Source organism: Idiomarina ramblicola, from assembly GCF_003987255.1.
Classification (GTDB): domain Bacteria; phylum Pseudomonadota; class Gammaproteobacteria; order Enterobacterales; family Alteromonadaceae; genus Idiomarina; species Idiomarina ramblicola.
Genome location: NZ_PIQC01000003.1, coordinates 128,272 through 148,163, shown reverse-complemented (window position 1 = coordinate 148,163; position 19,892 = coordinate 128,272). Strand labels below are relative to the sequence as shown.

The following is a 19,892-nucleotide window of genomic DNA, read 5'->3' as shown; positions in this document are numbered from 1 at the left end:
TGAAGGAAGTTAATGTGAATAAATTCGATAATAACCAGAAACTCACTGACGCTTTGTGTGAGCGGGTGGCTGCCATTTTAACCGATGCGGTGGCAGAGCGAGGCAAGGCAACCCTGGTGGTTTCTGGTGGACGGACGCCGAAGCCTTTATTTGAAAAGCTGTCGCGGACCTCGTTGCCCTGGTCGAAAGTCACCATTCTTTTGGCCGACGAACGCTGGGTGTTACCCGATTCTGATGACAGTAACGATAAGTTGATTAAAACCACGTTACTTAAAAATAAAGCGGCGCAGGCCCGTTATGTGGGTTTGTTTACGGCACACCAGAGCGCCAAAAGCGCGGAGCTGTCGCAATCACAATTGATTGGTGCATTACCCACGTTTGATGCCGTTATTTTAGGAATGGGGGCCGATGGTCATACGGCGTCTTTATTCCCCTGTTGTGATGAACTGGACGTGGGGATGACGGGGACACAGGCGGCTGTGGCGACGCAACCTAAATCAGCACCGTATGAACGATTAAGCCTGACCCGGCAGCGCTTGCTTGACAGTCGTCATGTCTTCTTCCATATCACTGGAGACGACAAATGGACGGTGTTGGATGCGGCAATAACCCATCATGATCCAAAACGCTACCCAGTCAGCGATTTTGTCCATGGCTCGCCAGTTCCGACTGAAGTTTTTTACGCCGCAGCTTAAGAGGTGTTTATGAATCCCGTAGTACAACGTGTCACTGACAGAATTGAAGCCCGGAGTGAAAAGACTCGCGCCGACTATTTACAACGTATGGCCCAGGCGAGAGCGCAGGGACCTCATCGGGGGGCGTTGTCCTGCGGTAATTTAGCTCATGGTTTTGCGGCCTGTGGTAAGGACGATAAGTCTGAGCTGCGTAGCCTGACCAAAGCCAATATCGGCATTGTAACAGCTTATAACGACATGCTGTCGGCGCACCAGCCGTACCACGACTACCCGGAAAAACTGAAACAAGCGATACGCGACGTGGGCAGTGTTGCACAGGTTGCGGGCGGCGTGCCGGCTATGTGTGATGGGGTGACTCAGGGTCAGCCAGGCATGGAGCTCAGCCTTATAAGCCGCGATGTGATAGCGATGGCGACAGCCGTGAGCTTGTCGCACAATATGTTCGACGGTGGCTTGATGCTGGGCATTTGCGACAAAATTGTTCCCGGACTGTTAATTGCGGCGCTCAGTTTTGGTCATCTGCCCTTTATTTTCGTCCCTGCGGGGCCTATGCCGTCGGGCATTTCTAATAAAGAGAAAGCTCGTATCCGCGAGCTGTATGCGGAAGGCAAAGTGGATAAAGAACGGCTGTTAGAAGCCGAGGCCGCTTCGTATCACACCGCCGGAACTTGTACTTTTTATGGTACCGCCAACTCGAATCAACTGGTGGTTGAAATGATGGGGCTGCATTTGCCCGGCGCGTCTTTTGTTAACCCCACTAGCGAAGTGCGCGATCACTTGACTCGCGTGGCGGCTCAGCATGTGACCCGGATAACCGACCTGGGCGCTGATCATCGTCCAATTTCGAAGATTGTTGACGCAAAAAGTATTGTTAACGGCATTATCGGTTTGTTAGCGACGGGTGGTTCAACCAACCACACCATGCACTTAGTTGCCGTGGCGAAGGCTGCGGGTTATCAGGTGGACTGGAATGATTTTGCTGAATTGTCGTCGGTGACGCCATTACTAGCGCGGATATACCCGAACGGGCAGGCTGATATCAATCACTTTCAGCGCGCTGGTGGTATGCCCTTTTTAATTCGTGAGCTGCGCCGCGGCGGAATTTTACACGAAGACGTTAACACCATTGTTGGGGAAGGGCTGGATAAATATCAGCAGCGACCGACGTTGACGGACGAAGGCAAACTCACCTGGGTTGATATCGAAGAGGATTCGCTGGATGAAGACGTACTGCGACCAATCAGCCGTCCGTTCAGTACACACGGTGGTCTGGAAGTGCTGAACGGGAATCTGGGCAGGGCGGTTATTAAGACATCGTCATTGCCGGAAGATACTCAGCCAGTGGAGGCTCCCGCTGTTGTGTTTACCAGTCAGCATCAGCTTGATGCGGCATTTAAAGCCGGTGAGCTGAACAAAGACTGCGTGGTGGTAGTGCGCTTTCAGGGGCCTAAAGCCAATGGCATGCCGGAACTGCATAAACTGACCCCACCCTTGGGTGTTTTGCAAAAACGGGGCTATAAAGTGGCGTTGGTGACCGATGGGCGCATGTCCGGAGCATCGGGCAAGATACCCGCGGCAATACACGTAACCCCCGAGGCGGTTAATGGTGGCCTGATAGGTAAGGTGCATGACGGTGATATGATCAAGCTGGATTTTGAGCAGGGCGTATTAGAGTTGCTGGTTGATGAAAACGAGCTGGCGCAACGAACCATAGCACCGGCTGATTTGACCGATAACCAGTTTGGCATGGGGCGTGAGCTGTTTGCTAATTTCAGAGATAATCTCAGTGGCGCGGAGTATGGCGCCTCTGTGTTGTTCAAGGAAGACTAGTCGATGGTAACGGATCCTCAATTAAACGGTCACCACAAATTCGCTGTTGTTGCTGATATTGGTGGTACCAATGCGCGCTTTGGCCGAATTAACTTAAAAACCTTTGAGCTTGATCGCATACAGGTTTTTGCTTGCGCCAATTACTTAAATTTAACCGATGCCCTGATTGCTTACCGCGAACAGCAGCAGGTTGAACTGATTCATGTTGCTATAGCGATAGCTTGTCCGGCAGAAGGTGATTCGATTCAGATGACCAATCACCATTGGCAGTTTTCTGTAAAAGGTACCCGTGATGCTCTGGGCTTAACCAGCTTTATTGTGCTTAACGACTTTGCGGCCGCCGCTATGAGTCTGGTGACACTGAATAAAAGTGAAACGAAGAAAATTGGCGGGGGCAAGAAAATTGAGAATACACCGTGCGCCGTACTGGGTGCCGGCACGGGGCTGGGAGTGGGCCATTTAATTTGTTTGCCCAACGGTGACATGATGCCGCTGCCGGGCGAAGGTGGTCATGCCGACTGGGCCCCGTTAAACGAGAAAGAGTGGGCGATACATGAATTTTTGGCGCGCCGTTTTGAGGGGCGCGTGTCAGCAGAACGCTTGTTGTCAGGCCCGGGTCTGGAAAACCTTTACCAGGCTATTGCTTACTATCATGACAGAGCGGTGCCGCCGTTACCGGCCAAGACCATTGGTGCCCGCGCGGTAACGGGCTGTGATGCTATTGCAACAGAGACAGTGAATCAGTTTTTTGCCAGCCTGGGCAGCTTTGCCGGTAATTTAGCCTTAACCCTCAATACCCGGGGCGGCGTTTACATTGCTGGTGGCGTTGTGCCGAAACTGCTGCCGTTAATGGCAGGCTCCGAATTCCGAACGCGCTTTGAACAAAAGGGGCGTTTTTGCAACCTGGCTGAGTCGATCCCCTGTTATGTGATAACCGCTGAGTACGCGGGTATGCGCGGCGTGGCTCAATACTTAAAACAAACCCTTCGGCATACGGCCGCTGATGAAACAACAGGAACCGAACAATTATGAACGACAGTGCCAGCGATATTTTTTCTGCCTCTACTATTATTCCGGTGATTGTGGTTGATGACATTAGCCAGGCTGTGCCTTTGGGCAAGGTGTTGTTTGAACAAGGGTTTAAAGTACTGGAAGTGACGTTGCGCACGCCGGTGGCATTAGAAGCCATAAAAAAAATGCGCGAAGAAATTCCTGAAGCCCTTATTGGGGCGGGCACGGTAACCAATCCGACAGAACTAAAGCAGGTGCAAATGGCAGGCGCGCAGTTCGCTATTAGTCCCGGAGCTACGCCTGCTTTACTGGAAGCCGGAAAGCAGGCCGACATTCCGTTGATACCCGGTGTTGCTACGGTATCGGAGCTGATGCAGGGGATTGAGCTGGGTTACCAGTACTTTAAGCTCTTTCCGGCAGAAGCGGTGGGTGGCCTTAAACTGCTGAAATCTATTGCCGGGCCGTTTCCGGATATTCGCTTCTGCCCAACGGGCGGTATCAACGAAAGTAATTACCGAGATTATCTGGCGTTAGACAATGTCAGTTGTGTTGGCGGCTCGTGGATCATTCCTAAATGATCAATGCTACAGGCTGATATGAGCGAAGAGTTTATCAAACATGCAAAAGCATGGAATTGATTTTCACTCTGCTCAATCTCTTTGGAGTGATCCAGAATTAATTGAAATTCCGGCTAAAACTGAAGGTGAAGCTTTATTAAAGCGAGTGAATGTGGATTTTCCTGAATGGATGCTAGACTCTTTAGATGAAGAGGCGGCTCGCATTGGAGTAACAAGACAATCTATTATTAAGGTTTGGTTAGCGGAGCGGCTTGAACAAGTTCAAAGGAATGTCTAGGAGAAGTCTATGAAATTATTCGCGGCTTTTATCACAACTTTGTTTTTGGCTGGGTGCAGCAGCGCCCAGTCAGCGCCCGATGAATCGGTCACTATGGCGGACATAAAGGGTTTAATTGGTACACCGACAGCGCAGAGTATTGAGAGTTGTAAAGTGTTACCGGTGGGCAAAAAGGCTTGTGGTGGTCCGGAAGGCTATGTGGTTTACAGCAGTGAAACAGTGACTGATGAAAGAGCTCTGCTGGATGCCATTCATCGGTATAATGAAAAGGCGAAAGAAGAGGCAAAAACGGGCTATTCTACCTGTCAGCATATACCCGAGCCTAAACCGGAATTAAAAGGTGGTGTTTGTTGGATACCCTAATGTCTTACGGCCTGTAAGAGCCGGTTTGTCGTCGTAGGCATTTACACGGAGGTTATTTTGATGAACATACTGGTCACCGGAGGTGCTGGCTACATAGGCAGTCATACGGCCTTGCAATTGTTGGAGCAGGGGTATGATGTTCACATTATCGATGACTTATCAAACTCAAGCTACGAGGTCATTACTCGTATCGAAAAGCTGTCCGGGCGCGAACTGACTTTTAGTCAAGGGTCAGTCTTAGATACTCAGTGGCTGAAGCAAATAATGGCTCAGGGGAGTTTTGATGCTGTTATTCATTTTGCCGCTCTTAAAGCAGTGAATGAATCAGTCGAAAAGCCTTTGCAATATTACCAAACCAACGTTTGCGGTACCCTGAGTTTGTGCGAAGCCATGCAGAGCGTCGGGGTGGGTAAGTTGGTGTTTAGTTCTTCGGCTGCGGTATACGGTGATGCAGAAAAAATGCCGCTATCTGAAGAGTCACCGCTGCAAACACCGCTGACGCCATATGGACGCACAAAGCTTATGGCTGAGCAGATTCTGAGCGATATTGCAGCGGCTTCCGATAACTGGAATGTGGTGTTATTGCGTTATTTTAACCCCGTTGGTGCGCATGAAAGCGGTGAAATAGGTGAGGACTTATCGCAAGAGCCCACAAACTTAATGCCAATTGTAATGCAGGTGGCCAGTGGACAAAAAGAACAGCTGTCCATATTCGGCAACGACTACCCTACTAAAGATGGCAGCGGCGTGCGCGATTTCATTCATGTACAGGATCTTGCGAGTGGTCATGTGAAAGCAATAGAGCATTTAAACCGCCGTGTTCAGCAGCAAAGGTTGTCTGTATTTAACTTAGGTACCGGCAAAGGGTACAGCGTAAAAGAATTGGTCAGAGCGTTTGAAAAACAGAGTGGTAAACGCATTGAATGCGTTTTAGCGGAGCGCCGCTCTGGTGATATCGCAATGAGTTGGGCGGATTCATCTAAGGCCGAGCGTGAACTTAACTGGAAAGCGACAAGAAACTTAAATGACATGTGCACAGATGCCTGGCGTTGGTATTGCCAGTATCCGGATGGATTTAAATAAAAGAGCTGTTTAACGGGGTGTTTTGTTAACAAACTGTTGTGTGCGGTTGTGTTTTTTATTACCATTTATTCTCTGAACATTTTTTATTCAATGTAGTAGGTAACGCAGTTTGATTCAGAGTACGGCAAATAACGTAAAACGCAGTGACGCTCAATTACCCCCTCCTGACAGTTTTGCTTGGATAGGTGACTATACCGAAGAGCACTGGCACCCCAGTTTTCGACACTACCACAGCGCTAAAGAGTTGATAGCCAGTGAACACGCGCCGGAGTTGATTGTCTTTTCATTAGATTCTGAAGAACAGGATATTCAGCTTAATGAACTAAGAAAATGTTCAGTAACCGCATTGAGCAAGATTTTTGTTGAACATGAGAGTACGTTATCCCCATTTTTAAGTAATGGCGTCTGGAATGAAGACTGTCTGGATGCGTTTGAACACTACCGGATTCGAACCGCGAAAGTTAACCTGACTTACGATGATGACCCAAAGTTTAAATTATTAACCTATTTGTGGCTGCACGACGAGCTTCTGACTCCGCGAATGCAACCATCAAAAAGTTATCTCTTCAGTTACCCGCTGTTGAGTGCGTTTGGTATTGAGTTAGGTGAAACGGAGCGTTGGTTGGCCGCGCTGGTAGAAAATGACTGGATAAATAAAGATACACTGACTAACCGTGTCCGTTATTGTGCAAGCTGTCAGTCGGGTCATTTGAATTACGTAGATGTGTGTCCTAAGTGTGAAAGTATTGATACGAAAGTGCAAAGCAGTTTGCATTGCTTTAACTGTGGTCATGTCGGAAATCAAGAGGCTTTTAAAACCCGTTCCTCACTCACGTGCCCCAACTGCTTAACGAAGTTACGCCATATTGGAACGGACTATGATCGTCCAATAGAGACGAGCAAGTGCCAAAGCTGTGAACATTTATTCAGCGAGTCTCTGGTGGTGGCTGAATGCCTTCATTGTCACGTACATAACCCGTTAGACAAACTGCAGATAAGAAATGTTTATCACTACAGCCTTAGCGTGTTCGGTGGGGCGTTAGTTCGCCGGGGAATGTCTCATTTCACGCTGATGCCCTCTGTAGGTGATCAGATGTCATACAGTCAGTTCTACTGGCTTCTGGAATGGCTGAATAAACTGGCTAAACGCCACAATATGCACCACACCGTGATTTCTCTTCAGGCGCTCAACTTAGCTGAGTTCCTGAAAGATAAAGGTGAAGTTGAAGGCATGATTCGGCTGGATGCTATCCAGGAACGCCTGAAAAGTGTGACCCGAATGACAGACGCATGCTGTAACGATAGCGAAGGTGGTTTGCTGATGTTGTTTCCGGTCACTGAATTGAAGCAACTGAGTGCGGTTATTAAAAAGCTGGAAAATGTTAAGAGTCAACAGCACGATCAGCTGTTGCAGCTGGAACTGAAAGTGCTGGAACTGCCGGATGATATTGGCAGTAATGTTGAGGAATGGTTAATTGACAGGCTAAACCAGGTGAAAGCCAACGTGTTATGAGTGACTTAAATACCATCCTTTATTTGCTGGTTGATACGATTCATCAGGCATCAGCGGATTTTTTAGTGGCTTTTGGGTTGATACCGGTTTTCATCTTGTATGAAACGCCGTTGATCATCCTGATTGTCACCGGGATTTTGCGGTATCACTATAGAGAAATGACTCGGCAGGATACGGTGAGTTTTTATCAACCCCGGGTTTCCTGCATTGTTACGTGTTACTCCGAGGGTGAAGCCATTGCTCTGACTGCAAAGTCTCTGGCAGAGCAAACGTATCCGGGCAGTATAGAGATTATACTGGTGGTTGATGGTGCGGTGCAGAATAAAGAAACCTACGAAACGGCGCTAAGGGTTGCTAAGCAACAGACGGCGGACAACAGAAAAATTATTGTTCTGCCGAAATGGCAACGAGGTGGCCGAGTATCGAGTTGTAATGCTGGCTTGGATACTGCTACGGGAGAGATCGTTCTTGCTCTGGATGGCGATACGTCGTTTGATAACGATATGATCGCACGAATTGTGCCGCATTTTGAAGACCCCAGAGTGCCAGCGACCAGTGGCGCAATAAGAGTCAGAAACTCAGGTGAATCGATTTTTGCTAAGTTTCAGAGTATTGAGTACCTCATGTCGATGCAGGGAAGTAAGACGGGGTTAGCTGAGTGGAATTTGCAAACCAATATTTCCGGAGCGTTTGGCGCTTTCCGACGGTCCGTACTGGAAAAAGTCGGGGGCTGGACCACTCACAGTGCCGAAGACTTAGATTTGACGATACGGCTAAAACAATATCAGGTTCGGCACCCCAACTGGTATATCCCGTATGAGCCATTAGCTATCGCATTGACAGATGTGCCCGTTAAGCTAAAAGATTTAATTAAGCAACGGCTGCGCTGGGACGGTGATCTGTTCTTTATCTTTTTCAGAAAACATTGGCAGTCTTTTTCGCCAAAGTTAGTGGGTTTTAAACATTATATTTTCACGCTTTTATACGGATGGATTCAGAACGTCGTGCTGCCGTTTGTTGTGATTGGGTACGCCGCCTACTTGTTTATTAGTTTGCCAGCAACCGTTGCTTTAAGCCTTTTTATTGGTGTTTACCTTGTTTACATGGCCGTTCTGATGTTCTTTTTTCTGTTTATTGTGATAGCGATGTCCGAGCGTATAAAGAAGGATTTATCGCTTTTTCCGTTACTGGTTATTTTTCCTTTGTATTCAATTTTTATGAGAGTTGTTGCCGTATTCGCATTAATTAATGAGTTGGTCAGACACTCTCATGAAGAGAGCGCTATGGCGCCGTGGTGGGTTTTTAAACGAGGTGGTAAGTTTTAATGAAAGTTAAATTCAGCGTGTCCGACAAAGAAAAGAATCCTGATGTTGATAAAGGAGTAAAGGTTGGTTACGGCTCGTCGAAAAGGTCAGGATACCGTTGGCGTTGGTACTTATTGCTTTTATTGTTTTTGATCCCATTAGTTGCTATTGGCTGGGTTATTGCAAAGCCTTTTATATTTATTATTGCAGAAGGTGTGATAACAACGGACCCAGTGGAACTGCGCTCTCCGGTAGCTGGTCAGGTTAAAGCTGTAAATGTTGAGCGAGGACAGGAAATTGCAAGTGGTACCTCGTTGATTGAACTTGACGCGTCGGAACTGGCTGTTGAAATTGATAAGCTCAAAGAGGTGTTGGCGTCGTTACCCGAAAACTCAAGAGAGCAGGACAAGGAAATTGTTCAACAACTGGAACGGCAGGTTGAGGTGGCCAAAGAAGGTGTTGCAGAGCAACAGGAATTTTTAGAAACTTACCAGAAATACAAGAGCTCTGGCGTTATTCCTACGCATGAGATGGCCGTTATTTTACGTGCTGTAACAGACAGTAAGGTCAGTTATGAAGCTGCAAAAGCAAACTCGTTTCAGGTTGAGCAGCAACTGAATGAAAACGCACTGGCCGGCATGTTAACTCAGCGTCGTCAGGAGTTGGAAAGACAGCTGGCGAAGCTTCAGGCTCAGTACGACGAGTTGCGCATTGATGTGTTGAAAGACCGGCGTGTTATCGATGTTCTGGTAAAAGCCGGAGAGTATGTTCAGGAAAGTCAGCCGTTAGCATTGGTATCGGGCAGTGAAACCCCGGTTATTTTTGCGTATTTAGAGCCAAGGTATTTTGAGTATGCTGCGGTTGGCAATAAAGCGACGGCAACACTTCCAAACGGTGAAAAGATACGGGCGGTTGTGAGCGAACCGGCGCAGTTAACGCAAAATTTACCACCGATGCTGGTTGGACCGTTTGATAATAAAACCGGCGTGTTAAAAGTGACGCTGGAACCCAGTGAACCGCTAAAAACGAGTATAGAAGGGCTGCCTGTTGAGTTATCTTTTGATTATTGGAACTAACTACAATAATAATTGAGCTTGCGCTTATTGGGGAAAACGGGTAAAATCCACCCGCAACATGAATCCAGTCACGGAGTGTTGCAAATGCTGCGAATTGCCCAAGAAGCCTTGACCTTTGACGACGTTTTACTCGTTCCCGGTCATTCCGAAGTTCTCCCCCATACCGCCGATTTACGTACGCAATTAACGCGTGGAATTTCCCTTAATATTCCGTTGATTTCGGCTGCGATGGACACCGTTACTGAATCAGCACTGGCGATAGCGCTGGCGCAGGAAGGCGGACTTGGCTTTATCCACAAGAATATGACCGCAGAGCAACAAGCCGCACACGTTCGTAAAGTAAAGAAATACGAAAGCGGCATGGTGTCTGACCCGGTTACTGTGCAACCCACAACCACCATTGGTGAAATCAAAGAACTGACTGCCGAGCACGGCTTTCAGGGTTTTCCTGTGGTTGAAAATAATGGTGATTTAGTCGGCATTGTGACCGGTCGCGATACCCGTTTTGAAGACGACGACAGCAAAGAAATTCGCCACGTAATGACCGGAAATGACCGCCTGGTCACTGTGCATGAAACAGCAGAAAGCGAAGAAATTTTGCAGCTTATGCACAAACACCGCATTGAAAAAATTCTGGTTGTGGATGATGCCCACAAACTGAAGGGTATGATCACCCTGAAAGACTTTGAAAAAGCAGAGAACAAGCCAAACGCCTGTAAAGACGAACTGGGTTCGCTACGCGTTGGTGCTGCTGTGGGTGTGGGTGCAGGCACAGAAGAACGCATTAAGCTGCTGGTTGAAGCCGGTGTTGATGTGCTGCTGATTGATACCTCGCACGGACATTCTCAAGGCGTACTGGATCGCGTTAAACAAACTCGCAAGGACTACCCTGACTTACAAATTATTGCCGGTAACGTGGCAACCGCTGCGGGCGCGAAAGCGCTGGTAGAAGCCGGTGTTGATGCGGTGAAAGTCGGTATTGGCCCGGGCTCAATTTGTACTACGCGTATTGTTACGGGTTGTGGTGTGCCGCAAATTAGTGCCATTAGTGATGCCGTTGATGCCATTAAAGGCTCCGGTGTGCCGATTATTGCCGATGGCGGCATTCGTTTCTCAGGTGATATTGCTAAAGCACTGGCCGCCGGCGCGCATAGCGTGATGGTTGGCAGCATGCTGGCCGGTACCGAAGAGTCTCCGGGAGAAGTTGAGCTGTATCAGGGCCGTTATTATAAATCCTACCGTGGTATGGGCAGCCTGGGCGCAATGGATCAGCGCAATGGGTCATCTGACCGCTACTTCCAGAAAAGCGATGAGGCTGACAAGTTGGTGCCGGAAGGTATTGAAGGGCGCATAGCGTATAAAGGGCCAATTTCTGCCATTATCCACCAGCAAATGGGCGGACTGCGTTCAGCCATGGGTTTAACCGGTTGTCCGACAATTGAAGACATGCGTACCAAGCCGCAGTTTGTAAAAGTAACTGCCGCCGGCATGGGCGAATCACACGTACACGATGTGCACATCACCAAAGAAGCACCGAACTACCGTAGCTCGTAACAGGATGACTAATGACTAGAGATATCCATGATCACCGAATATTGATTCTCGATTTCGGCTCTCAGTACACTCAGCTGATTGCCCGCCGTATTCGCGAAATTGGCGTTTACTGCGAACTTTGGGCGTGGGATGTTGATGAAGCTGACATTCGTGACTTTGCGCCTAAAGGCATTATTTTATCCGGTGGTCCGGAAAGTGTGGCTGAAGAAGGCTCACCGCGTGCCCCAGACTACGTTTTTAACGCTGGTGTGCCGGTGTTTGGTATCTGCTACGGCATGCAAACCATGGCGCATCAGCTGGGTGGCTCAGTGCAATGTTCGCTGGAGCGTGAATTTGGTTACGCGCAAATTGAGCTGGTAGAGCAAAGCCCGCTGTTTAAAGCCATTGAAGACGCGGTGTCTGAGTCTGGCGCACCGTTATTGGATGTGTGGATGAGCCACGGCGACAAAGTCGAGATGATTCCCGAAGGCTTTCATACGGTCGCTAAAACCTCTTATTGCCCCTATGCAGCCATGGCCGATGAAGAACGTCAGTTTTACGGTGTTCAGTTTCACCCGGAAGTGACTCATACGCGCCAGGGTCTGCGAATGCTGGAGCATTTCGTTAGCGACATCTGCGGTTGTGAGAAGCAGTGGACGCCCGCTAAAATCATTGATGACGCTATTGAGCGTATTCGTGAACAGGTGGGCACTGACAAGGTGATTTTGGGCTTGTCGGGCGGTGTCGATTCGTCGGTAACGGCTATGTTGCTGCACCAGGCCATTGGCGACCAACTGACCTGCGTGTTTGTGGATAACGGCTTGCTGCGGCTGAATGAAGCTGAGCAGGTAATGGAAATGTTCGGCGACCACTATGGCCTGAATATTTTGCCAATACGTGCTGAAGATCGCTTTTTAGATGCGTTGGCGGGCGAGAACGACCCGGAGAAAAAGCGCAAAATTATTGGTAATACCTTCATTGAAATTTTTGATGAAGAAGCCGGTAAGCTGACTGAAGTAGACTGGCTGGCGCAGGGAACCATTTACCCGGACGTAATTGAATCCGCGGGTTCTAAAACCGGTAAAGCGCACGTGATTAAATCGCACCATAACGTAGGCGGTTTACCAGAAGACATGAAGTTAGGCCTGGTTGAGCCACTGCGTGAGTTATTTAAAGACGAAGTGCGTAAAATTGGGCTTGAGTTAGGTTTGCCTTATAACATGCTGTACCGTCATCCGTTCCCGGGGCCTGGTTTGGGTGTGCGCGTGCTGGGTGAAATTAAGAAAGAGTACTGCGATTTACTGCGCCGTGCCGATGCAATTTTCATTGAAGAGCTGCATAACGCCGACTGGTATAATAAAGTCAGTCAGGCCTTTGCGGTATTCCTGCCGGTACGTTCGGTCGGAGTGATGGGTGATCAACGTAAGTACGACTGGGTTATTGCCATTCGCGCTGTAGAAACCATCGACTTTATGACGGCACGTTGGGCACATCTGCCGTATGAGTTATTAGAGAAGGTATCCAACCGGATTATTAATGAAGTGAATGGAATTTCCCGTGTCACTTATGATATTTCGGGCAAACCACCTGCCACCATTGAGTGGGAATAAGCCGATAAATATTGGCTGGCCGTTGCCGGAAATTTTCCGAAAGACGCCAGCCTATACCTAACTCCCTTCCTTTATTTTGACGTGTATATTTGTCATTTTTTATATTTAGGCTAAGATGACATATATAACTGTCAATTAGGCTGATTTATGACTCCCAGAAAAGAGATCGGCAAGCGATTGCAGCTAGAGCGAAAAGCTCAGAAATTGTCGCAATCGGATGCTGCCGCGCAAGTAAATAGTAATCGCCAAACCATTTCAGCTATTGAGCGCGGTGTTTATTTAGGTTCAATTGCGACTTTTGAACGGTATTTAATGCTGTTTGGTTATTCATTAGCAATAACTAAAACTAAGATGCCGACATTTGAAGAACTTGATGACTTGTTTCCGCTGGAGGATTGAAATGTCTGATAGTTTATCGCAATACCCTGCTCGCGTAAGAGAACTAAATGTAGGACTTAATAGTCAACTGGCTGGTCAACTGATACATGGCTCTCAGTACAGCTTTAGCTATGAAAAAGAAGCTTTTCCGGTTTCGCTGTCGATGCCGAACAGACTTGACCCCTATGTATCGGGCAAGCTTCCTCCTATTTTCACAATGAACCTGCCTGAAGGTTTTGTCCGGCGTTACATTGAAGAGCGGCTGCGGCGCTATGCAAAAGTTGATGAAATGTATCTTTTGGCTCTGCAAAGAGATAAGGGAATTGGCGCATTAAATTATCATTCCGATGAGCTACCTGAAGGCACAACCGAAGCTGTTGCGCTGAATGAGATTCTGTCCTGGAATAACCCGAATGAGGCTTTGTTTCCGCAGTTGCTGGAACGCTTCTATCTGCAAACAGCAATTTCCGGAGTTCAGCCGAAAGTTGTCGTTCCTTCAGAAAAAGCTACGCTTGTTTATCCAGATCTGATTGTAAAGGCGGCAGATGAAGAGTTTCCTAATTTAACGGCTAACGAGTTTATCTGTTTATCTGCAGCGGATTATTGTGGTTTGGAAACACCGGAGTTTTGGTTATCGGATAATCGAGAACACTTTGTTATGAAGCGTTTTGATATTGACGGTGATAAGAAATATGCCGTGGAAGACTTTTGTGTTTTAACCAAGCGCGACTCGGCTGATAAATACCGTTCCAGTTATGAACAAGTAATGAAAGTGGTGCAGTTATTTACTCAGAGTGCTGAACAACTTCGGAAAGTTTATGAGTATATTGTTTTTAACGTACTGATTGGTAACGGTGATGCACATTTAAAGAACTTTTCAGTTTATTATAGTGCAGAGGCACCTGAGCGTATAAAGTTGACGCCAATTTATGATGTAACCCACACTCTTATTTATCCTACAATTGATAACCACATGGCGTTAAAGCTGTTTGGTAGCAAAGAGTTTCCGACACAGCATTACTTACGTAAATTGGGTGAAGACTTCGGCATTGCGGAGCCCCAGTTGGTGATCACTAATTTTGCTGAGAAATTAGTGACATTTATGGAAGGATTTAATCAATGGGATGTTTCTCCTGAATTGAAGCCCTCAATGGAAAAGCATTTGAGTTCAATAATGGTGTCGGAACCAACCGTGAGTGGTTACCGACACCATAAAAAACGTAAATATACGTAGAGTTTTTAGAAGTGGTAAGTCACGCCAAGGTGAACTTCGTTGTCGATGCTGTTGAAGTTACCGCGGAAACCCGCGTCAGCAGAGAACCGTTCCGTAAAGGCGTAGCGTAAGCGTGCGCCAACGGATGCGAAGCCGTCTAAGCCCCAGTCATAACCTGCGTCGACAATCGCTGTAGTCTGCTGGCTGAGTTTGGTCATAGCGCCAATACCGGCGTATGGGCTGGTATCGCTGCTGTTAACAAAATCGTAGTGACTAACACCACCTTTCAGGAACGTGTTGAACTGCTGGTCAGCACCCATGTCCAAGAAGTACTTAGCTCCGGCGCGAAGTGAGTAGTCACCCATGTCGGTTAGCTGAACTTCACCGACCCAGTTCGGGGCGATAGCTGTGGATCCTTCCACGTAGAAGTCGGAGTCGTAGAAATCGGAAAAGCCACCGCTGATGTAGTTCAGATCGTCAGCCTGACTGACTGCTGAAAACATAAGCGAACCGCTTGCGAGTAACGCTGTTGATAGTATGAGCTTTTTCATAGTTTACCTCCTTGGATACAATAGATTCATTATCGCACCTAAGCAGGATTTCAACAGCCCCGGAACTGTAAAGGTTCAGTAAAATCGGGGCTTGTAGAGATATCAGGCTACTTGACGATGTCTAACCAAACCATTCGGTGGTCGGAAGAGGCACTGCGTTTTTGCATGAGCTCACTACCGGATTCGTCACCCACTGGCCAGAACACACCAGCGTCTTTAACGACTAAGTCGTTAGACGGCAGCACATAGTCGACGCGTTTACGCCAGGCGGCCGTGTGGAACTGTGAACCTTGTTTGTCTGGTGAATGCTGCTTACCACCCTGGCTTTGTGGCTTCACATCATTCACCCGCGGGTGTTCTAATAGCTGCTCTATAGCGCCGTCGACACCACCTGAACCGGCTTCGGCGTTCATGTCGCCTAAAATAACAAAGCTCTCATTTTCACCCAGTCCGCCACGGGTGCCATTGTCGTCGTAAAGGTAATGGTCGCTGCCGGGCGTGAGGTAATCCGCAAATAAGCGAATTTCATCGAAGTTGCGCATGCCGTTGCTGTTCTCCGGACCGTCAAAAGCCGGTGGTACCGGGTGTGCGGCTAATAAATGAATGACTTTATCACCCACTTTTACCGGTAAATCCCAGTGTGATTTTGAGCTTAACGGGTACTGCGCCATTATTTCATCGGAGTACCATGGCTCATCGGTTGCCTGTTTTTGTTCGTTCATTACGTAAGGAATATGACGGCCTGGCATGTCTTTCCACAAAAAGTGCTGAAAAGTGCGAGCTTGATCGGTCAGTAGCGGGTATTTAGATAAAATGACCATACCGTACTGACCTGGGTACCAGCCAAAGCCCCACGAGTCGATGCCGGTACCCTCAGTTTTGCCGTCGCGGTTTAAATCAAAGGGCGAGGGCACACCGGTGTTGACCGGAGCATTATAAGCATACGGGTATTCAATGGCCTTTTGCCCATTTTGCGAAACGGCTAAATAGTTTCTCTGAAAAACGTTAACGCCAACTTCGGGGGCAAGGTAGTCAAACTCGTTCAGCAGCACGATGTCCGGCCGCACCCGTTGCAGAATTTCGGCAATACCGCGGATTTGCTGATGGTTTTGCTGCAGAATTTCCGGTAACGGCGATTGCTCTAATTTAGGCAGCTGGCTGTCGCTCAGATAATTGGAAGCGTCCATACTGACATTAAAGGTCGCAACCCGAATGGTTTCAGGTTCGTTTTTACCAGAACCGGCTGTTGCATTAAAAGAGGTAGGAATCATAAAGACAACGAATGTTAAAAATAATAAAAACCGTATAAAGCCCATGGGATAACCCTTTGAGAACCGCCTGTGACAGTGAGCGAGAATAAAGGTTCCCGAATGACTAGGCAAGGGCGAATATTTTGATTAAAATATGTCACATATCTGACACAAAAATGTCTTTGAAGCGTAATGAAATCAGCCGCATCCCATACAGCTCAGACCTCTTGCCGCACTTTTGACTGTTATCAGGTCATGAGCTTTCCGGCAATGAACCAGCTATTGTGCCGTGGCTCGTCATCCAATCCTAAGCGAACGACTCATTTTTCTTTTCTGTCTTCGCAAAAAAGTTCCTTCGCTTCTCAAATTTTTTATACTTTTCACGAAATTGTCATAAACAATCTATACCCTCACTCTCGCGTACAACCCCAAAACCAAAATCGGGAAGAACAAAACTATGTTTAATACGACTTTCAAGCGTACAGCTGTTGCAGCTGCTATTGCTTTTGGCCTTAGCGGTGCGGCTATTGCTCAGGATACTTCATCAGTAGTTCGCGGTAACGTTGTTACTGCCTCTGGCGAAGTGGCTGCAAACGCACGTGTTGAGATTATTCACATTCCAACCGGAACTCGTTCAGTTGCTACAACCAACGAATCTGGTGCTTTTGCTAACTCAGGTCTTCGTGTTGGCGGTCCTTACATCATCGTTATCGAGGGTGAGAACGGTCGTAAAGTGTATGAAGACGTCTACTTAACTCTGGGCGAATCTTACCGTATCAATGCTGAACTTGAATCAGCGGATATGGAACGTATTCAGGTTTCTGGTTCTGCGATTGTGGGTGGTGAGAACCGCGGTAGCAGCAGCTTCTTCGGTCAAGAAGACATTTCTAATACGCCGACCTTTAACCGCGACTTAAAAGAAGTGGCGCGTTTAAACCCATACGTTAACTTGTTGTCTGGTAATGAAGCGCCAATGAGTATTGGTGGTTCGAACCCGCGTTTCAACTCTATTTCAATTGATGGTGTTGGCGTAAACGATGACTTTGGTCTTAACGGCAACGGTTACCCAACTCAGCGTTCACCTATCTCGATTGATGCGGTAGAGCAGGTTGCGGTAGACATGGCACCGTTTGATGCTTCGCAAGGCGGCTTCTCAGGTGGCCGTATTAATGCGGTTACTAAATCAGGTTCTAACGAATTTCACGGCTCAGTCACTTACGAGCGTATGAGCGATGCGTGGGCCGGCGACCCGGTCAACCCGGAAAGTGGTGACGAAGTACCATTAGATTACGAGCGTGATACCTACAGTATCGCCGTTGGCGGTCCAATCGTTGAAGATAAATTATTCTTCTTTGTTAACTACGAAAACGCACAAGAACCGGCTCAAATCGAATACGGTCCTGCTGGCGCTGGTGCACCAAACGACAGCAACGTGACACAAGAAGAGTACGATCGTATTAGTGAAATTGCACAAAGCCAATACGGCTTTGATATTGGTAACTGGGACACGGTCCGCGATACCGAAAACGACAACTTGTTGGTTAAATTAGACTGGAACGTTAACTACGATCACCGTGTTGCGTTAACTTATAACCGCACTGAAGGTAACAACCTGCGCGGTGTAAGCAACAGCCAGAATTCATTGAATTTAGACACCAACTGGTATGACTACCAGCAGAACATGGATCTGTTCCGTCTGTCTTGGTTCTCTGACTGGAGTGGTGATCTTTCAAGCGAAATTTATGTTAGCCACAAAGCGGTTGAAGCAATTTCTGGTTTGGTGACCAAAGACTTTGGTGACGTCAGCGTACGTACCGAAAGCGGCACGCTGAACTTTGGTCCTGACTCAAACCGTCACGCGAACCAGTTAGAAAACGATAACTTTAAAATTGGCGCTAAATTTGACTACCTAATCGGCGATCACGAAATTGAGTTTGGTGGTGAGTATGACAGCGTTGATGTTTACAACGTGTTTGTTCGTAACTCTCTGGGTTCATGGTCATATGAGTCAATTGATGACTTTGAAGCGGGTAACGCCAATGAGTTCTTCTACGAGAACGCTTACACTAACAATGCGACAGACGCTGCTGCTAACTTTGAGTTAGGCATGCTGAACTTGTACGTACAGGACAACTGGTACCTGAACGACTCTATGGAACTGGGTCTGGGCGTTCGTTATGAAACTTACATGGTTGACGATAAGCCAACATTAAACGAGAATTTTGTTGACCGTTATGGTTACAGCAACCAGGAAAACCTTGACGGTAAAGGCATTTTCTTACCGCGTGTTGACTTCAAATGGTTCGCTGCCGACGATTTAGTGGTTCGTGCCGGATTCGGTCGCTTCTCTGGTGGTCGTCCAAATGTTTGGATCTCAAACTCGTTCTCTAACGACGGCTTTACCTTGGTACAGTTTGACCGCGACCAGGTATCAGAAGATCAGTACTTGGAAAACCAAAACCCTGCGCAAATTCCACAAGCGGTATTGGACAGCATGGAAGCCGGTGACGGCGATACTAACAGTATCGACCCTAACTATGACATTCCGTCTGACTGGATTGCGCGTATCGGCGTTGACTATCGTTTCGACATTCCAAACGTTGGCGATAACTTCCAGGCAACAGCAGAAGTCACTCGTAAGTGGATGACCGACAACAGCCAGTGGGTTGATATCTCACGCTGTGCGACAGACGAAACGGCTGCAGGCATCAACATTTATGAGCCGTGCGACCCGACTGCACCAAGCGGTCACTACGATCTGCAACTGACTAATGAAGACAAAACCGGTAAAGCGTGGTTGTTAACAACGTCATTGGCAAAAGATTGGGAAAATGGCTTTAACGCGTACGCTGCTTATACCTTCCAGGATATTGAAGAAGGTAACCCGGGTACGTCGTCTACTGCGACTTCAAACTATCAGTACAACATTGTTCGTGACCGTAACCAGGCATTATTGGGTACAGCGGACTATCAAGTTGAGCACAGTCTGAAAATTGCATTAGGCTATAGCACTGAGTTTGTCAGCGGTTACGCGTCTAAGTTTAACTTGTTCTTCAACCGTCGCTCAGGTACGGCGTTCAGCTATACCATGGGTCTGTTTAATGACGGTGACTTCGGTGACCAGCCTTACTTCCAGGGCGGTGGTTCTTACTTGCCATATGTCCCGACTGGCGCGGATGACCCTGCATTTAGCCCTGAAAGCCCGTTGTCGTATGAAGAAGCTATGGCTTACTTCCGTGACGCTGGTTTAGAGCAATACGCAGGTGGCTTCGTACCGAAAGGCACAGGTCGTTCACCTTGGGTTACTAATCTTGACTTCCAGTTCCAGCAAGAAGTTCCGGGTTTTGCTGAAGGCCATAAAGGTATCTTCTACATCACCGTTAATAACTTGCTGAACCTTATCGACAGCTCGAAAGGTGAAGTATTACGCCAGGAATACACTAACCAGACCGTCGTAGACTTTGCAGGCCTTGATGACCAAGGTCGCTATATGTACGACGAAGCGTTCTATGGTTATAACGACTGGAGTATCTTCGAAGCTGAAGAATCTACATGGCGCTTGAAGTTAGGTGTTAAATACACCTTCTAATTTACGCACAGCGTAAAATGCGTTGAGATGAAAAATGC

The 19,892-nt window shown here is 47.7% G+C and carries 17 protein-coding genes; 15 read left to right on the top strand and 2 right to left on the bottom strand.

Going from position 1 to position 19,892, the window contains the following annotated elements; translation table 11 throughout:
* Nucleotides 1–14: 14 nt before the first annotated feature.
* The 14 genes from pgl to CWI78_RS04115 all read left to right on the top strand — a co-directional run bounded on the left by pgl (nucleotide 15) and on the right by CWI78_RS04115 (nucleotide 14,485).
* A complete protein-coding gene (pgl, locus tag CWI78_RS04180) occupies nucleotides 15–695 on the top strand; it encodes a 6-phosphogluconolactonase (protein ID WP_208642030.1) in 681 nt (226 codons plus the stop codon).
* A 9-nt stretch (nucleotides 696–704) separates the two neighbouring features.
* Complete coding sequence (gene edd, locus CWI78_RS04175) at nucleotides 705–2,525, top strand: phosphogluconate dehydratase (protein ID WP_126780556.1); 1,821 nt, start codon at nucleotides 705–707, stop codon at nucleotides 2,523–2,525.
* Between the two features lie 3 nt (nucleotides 2,526–2,528).
* Entirely contained in the window at nucleotides 2,529–3,557 is a 1,029-nt protein-coding gene (glk, locus tag CWI78_RS04170; protein WP_126780555.1) for a glucokinase, read from the top strand.
* Nucleotides 3,554–4,114 (top strand): bifunctional 4-hydroxy-2-oxoglutarate aldolase/2-dehydro-3-deoxy-phosphogluconate aldolase, encoded by a 561-nt coding sequence (locus CWI78_RS04165; protein WP_126780554.1) that lies wholly within the window; start codon nucleotides 3,554–3,556, stop codon nucleotides 4,112–4,114. Before glk ends, CWI78_RS04165 begins: the two co-directional genes overlap by 4 nt.
* A 40-nt stretch (nucleotides 4,115–4,154) precedes the next feature.
* Nucleotides 4,155–4,391 carry a type II toxin-antitoxin system BrnA family antitoxin gene (gene brnA, locus CWI78_RS12940; protein WP_126780553.1) on the top strand — a complete coding sequence of 79 codons (237 nt, stop codon included), beginning with the start codon at nucleotides 4,155–4,157 and terminating at the stop codon, nucleotides 4,389–4,391.
* A 9-nt stretch (nucleotides 4,392–4,400) separates the two neighbouring features.
* A complete protein-coding gene (locus tag CWI78_RS04155) occupies nucleotides 4,401–4,754 on the top strand; it encodes a hypothetical protein (protein WP_126780552.1) in 354 nt (117 codons plus the stop codon).
* A gap of 57 nt (nucleotides 4,755–4,811) precedes the next feature.
* Complete coding sequence (galE, locus tag CWI78_RS04150; RefSeq protein ID WP_126780551.1) at nucleotides 4,812–5,837, top strand: UDP-glucose 4-epimerase GalE; 1,026 nt, start codon at nucleotides 4,812–4,814, stop codon at nucleotides 5,835–5,837.
* A 109-nt stretch (nucleotides 5,838–5,946) separates the two neighbouring features.
* Entirely contained in the window at nucleotides 5,947–7,350 is a 1,404-nt protein-coding gene (locus CWI78_RS04145) for a TackOD1 domain-containing metal-binding protein (RefSeq protein ID WP_244213071.1), read from the top strand.
* Nucleotides 7,347–8,675: a glycosyltransferase family 2 protein gene (locus CWI78_RS04140; protein ID WP_126780550.1), complete on the top strand. Its 1,329-nt coding sequence runs from the start codon at nucleotides 7,347–7,349 to the stop codon at nucleotides 8,673–8,675. Before CWI78_RS04145 ends, CWI78_RS04140 begins: the two co-directional genes overlap by 4 nt.
* Nucleotides 8,675–9,730 carry an HlyD family secretion protein gene (locus CWI78_RS04135; protein WP_126780549.1) on the top strand — a complete coding sequence of 352 codons (1,056 nt, stop codon included), beginning with the start codon at nucleotides 8,675–8,677 and terminating at the stop codon, nucleotides 9,728–9,730. The genes CWI78_RS04140 and CWI78_RS04135 overlap by 1 nt, the downstream gene beginning before the upstream one ends.
* A gap of 84 nt (nucleotides 9,731–9,814) precedes the next feature.
* Nucleotides 9,815–11,284, top strand: coding sequence for an IMP dehydrogenase (gene guaB / locus CWI78_RS04130; RefSeq protein ID WP_126780548.1), 1,470 nt, complete (start codon nucleotides 9,815–9,817; stop codon nucleotides 11,282–11,284).
* A gap of 11 nt (nucleotides 11,285–11,295) precedes the next feature.
* Entirely contained in the window at nucleotides 11,296–12,873 is a 1,578-nt protein-coding gene (gene guaA / locus CWI78_RS04125) for a glutamine-hydrolyzing GMP synthase (protein ID WP_126780547.1), read from the top strand.
* Between the two features lie 147 nt (nucleotides 12,874–13,020).
* Nucleotides 13,021–13,272 (top strand): helix-turn-helix transcriptional regulator, encoded by a 252-nt coding sequence (locus CWI78_RS04120; RefSeq protein ID WP_126780545.1) that lies wholly within the window; start codon nucleotides 13,021–13,023, stop codon nucleotides 13,270–13,272.
* A 1-nt stretch (nucleotide 13,273) separates the two neighbouring features.
* Nucleotides 13,274–14,485 carry a type II toxin-antitoxin system HipA family toxin gene (locus CWI78_RS04115; RefSeq protein ID WP_167468595.1) on the top strand — a complete coding sequence of 404 codons (1,212 nt, stop codon included), beginning with the start codon at nucleotides 13,274–13,276 and terminating at the stop codon, nucleotides 14,483–14,485.
* Nucleotides 14,486–14,490: 5 nt separating this feature from the next.
* On the opposite strand, the gene CWI78_RS04110 is transcribed toward CWI78_RS04115, so the two are convergent.
* Both CWI78_RS04110 and CWI78_RS04105 read right to left on the bottom strand, forming a co-directional pair.
* Complete coding sequence (locus CWI78_RS04110) at nucleotides 14,491–15,015, bottom strand: hypothetical protein (protein WP_126780541.1); 525 nt, start codon at nucleotides 15,013–15,015, stop codon at nucleotides 14,491–14,493.
* Nucleotides 15,016–15,122: 107 nt separating this feature from the next.
* Entirely contained in the window at nucleotides 15,123–16,286 is a 1,164-nt protein-coding gene (locus CWI78_RS04105) for an endonuclease/exonuclease/phosphatase family protein (protein ID WP_244213070.1), read from the bottom strand.
* 436 nt (nucleotides 16,287–16,722) lie between these two features.
* On the opposite strand from CWI78_RS04105, the gene CWI78_RS04100 reads away from it, so the two are divergent.
* Nucleotides 16,723–19,854: a TonB-dependent receptor gene (locus CWI78_RS04100; protein WP_126780537.1), complete on the top strand. Its 3,132-nt coding sequence runs from the start codon at nucleotides 16,723–16,725 to the stop codon at nucleotides 19,852–19,854.
* Nucleotides 19,855–19,892: the final 38 nt, after the last annotated feature.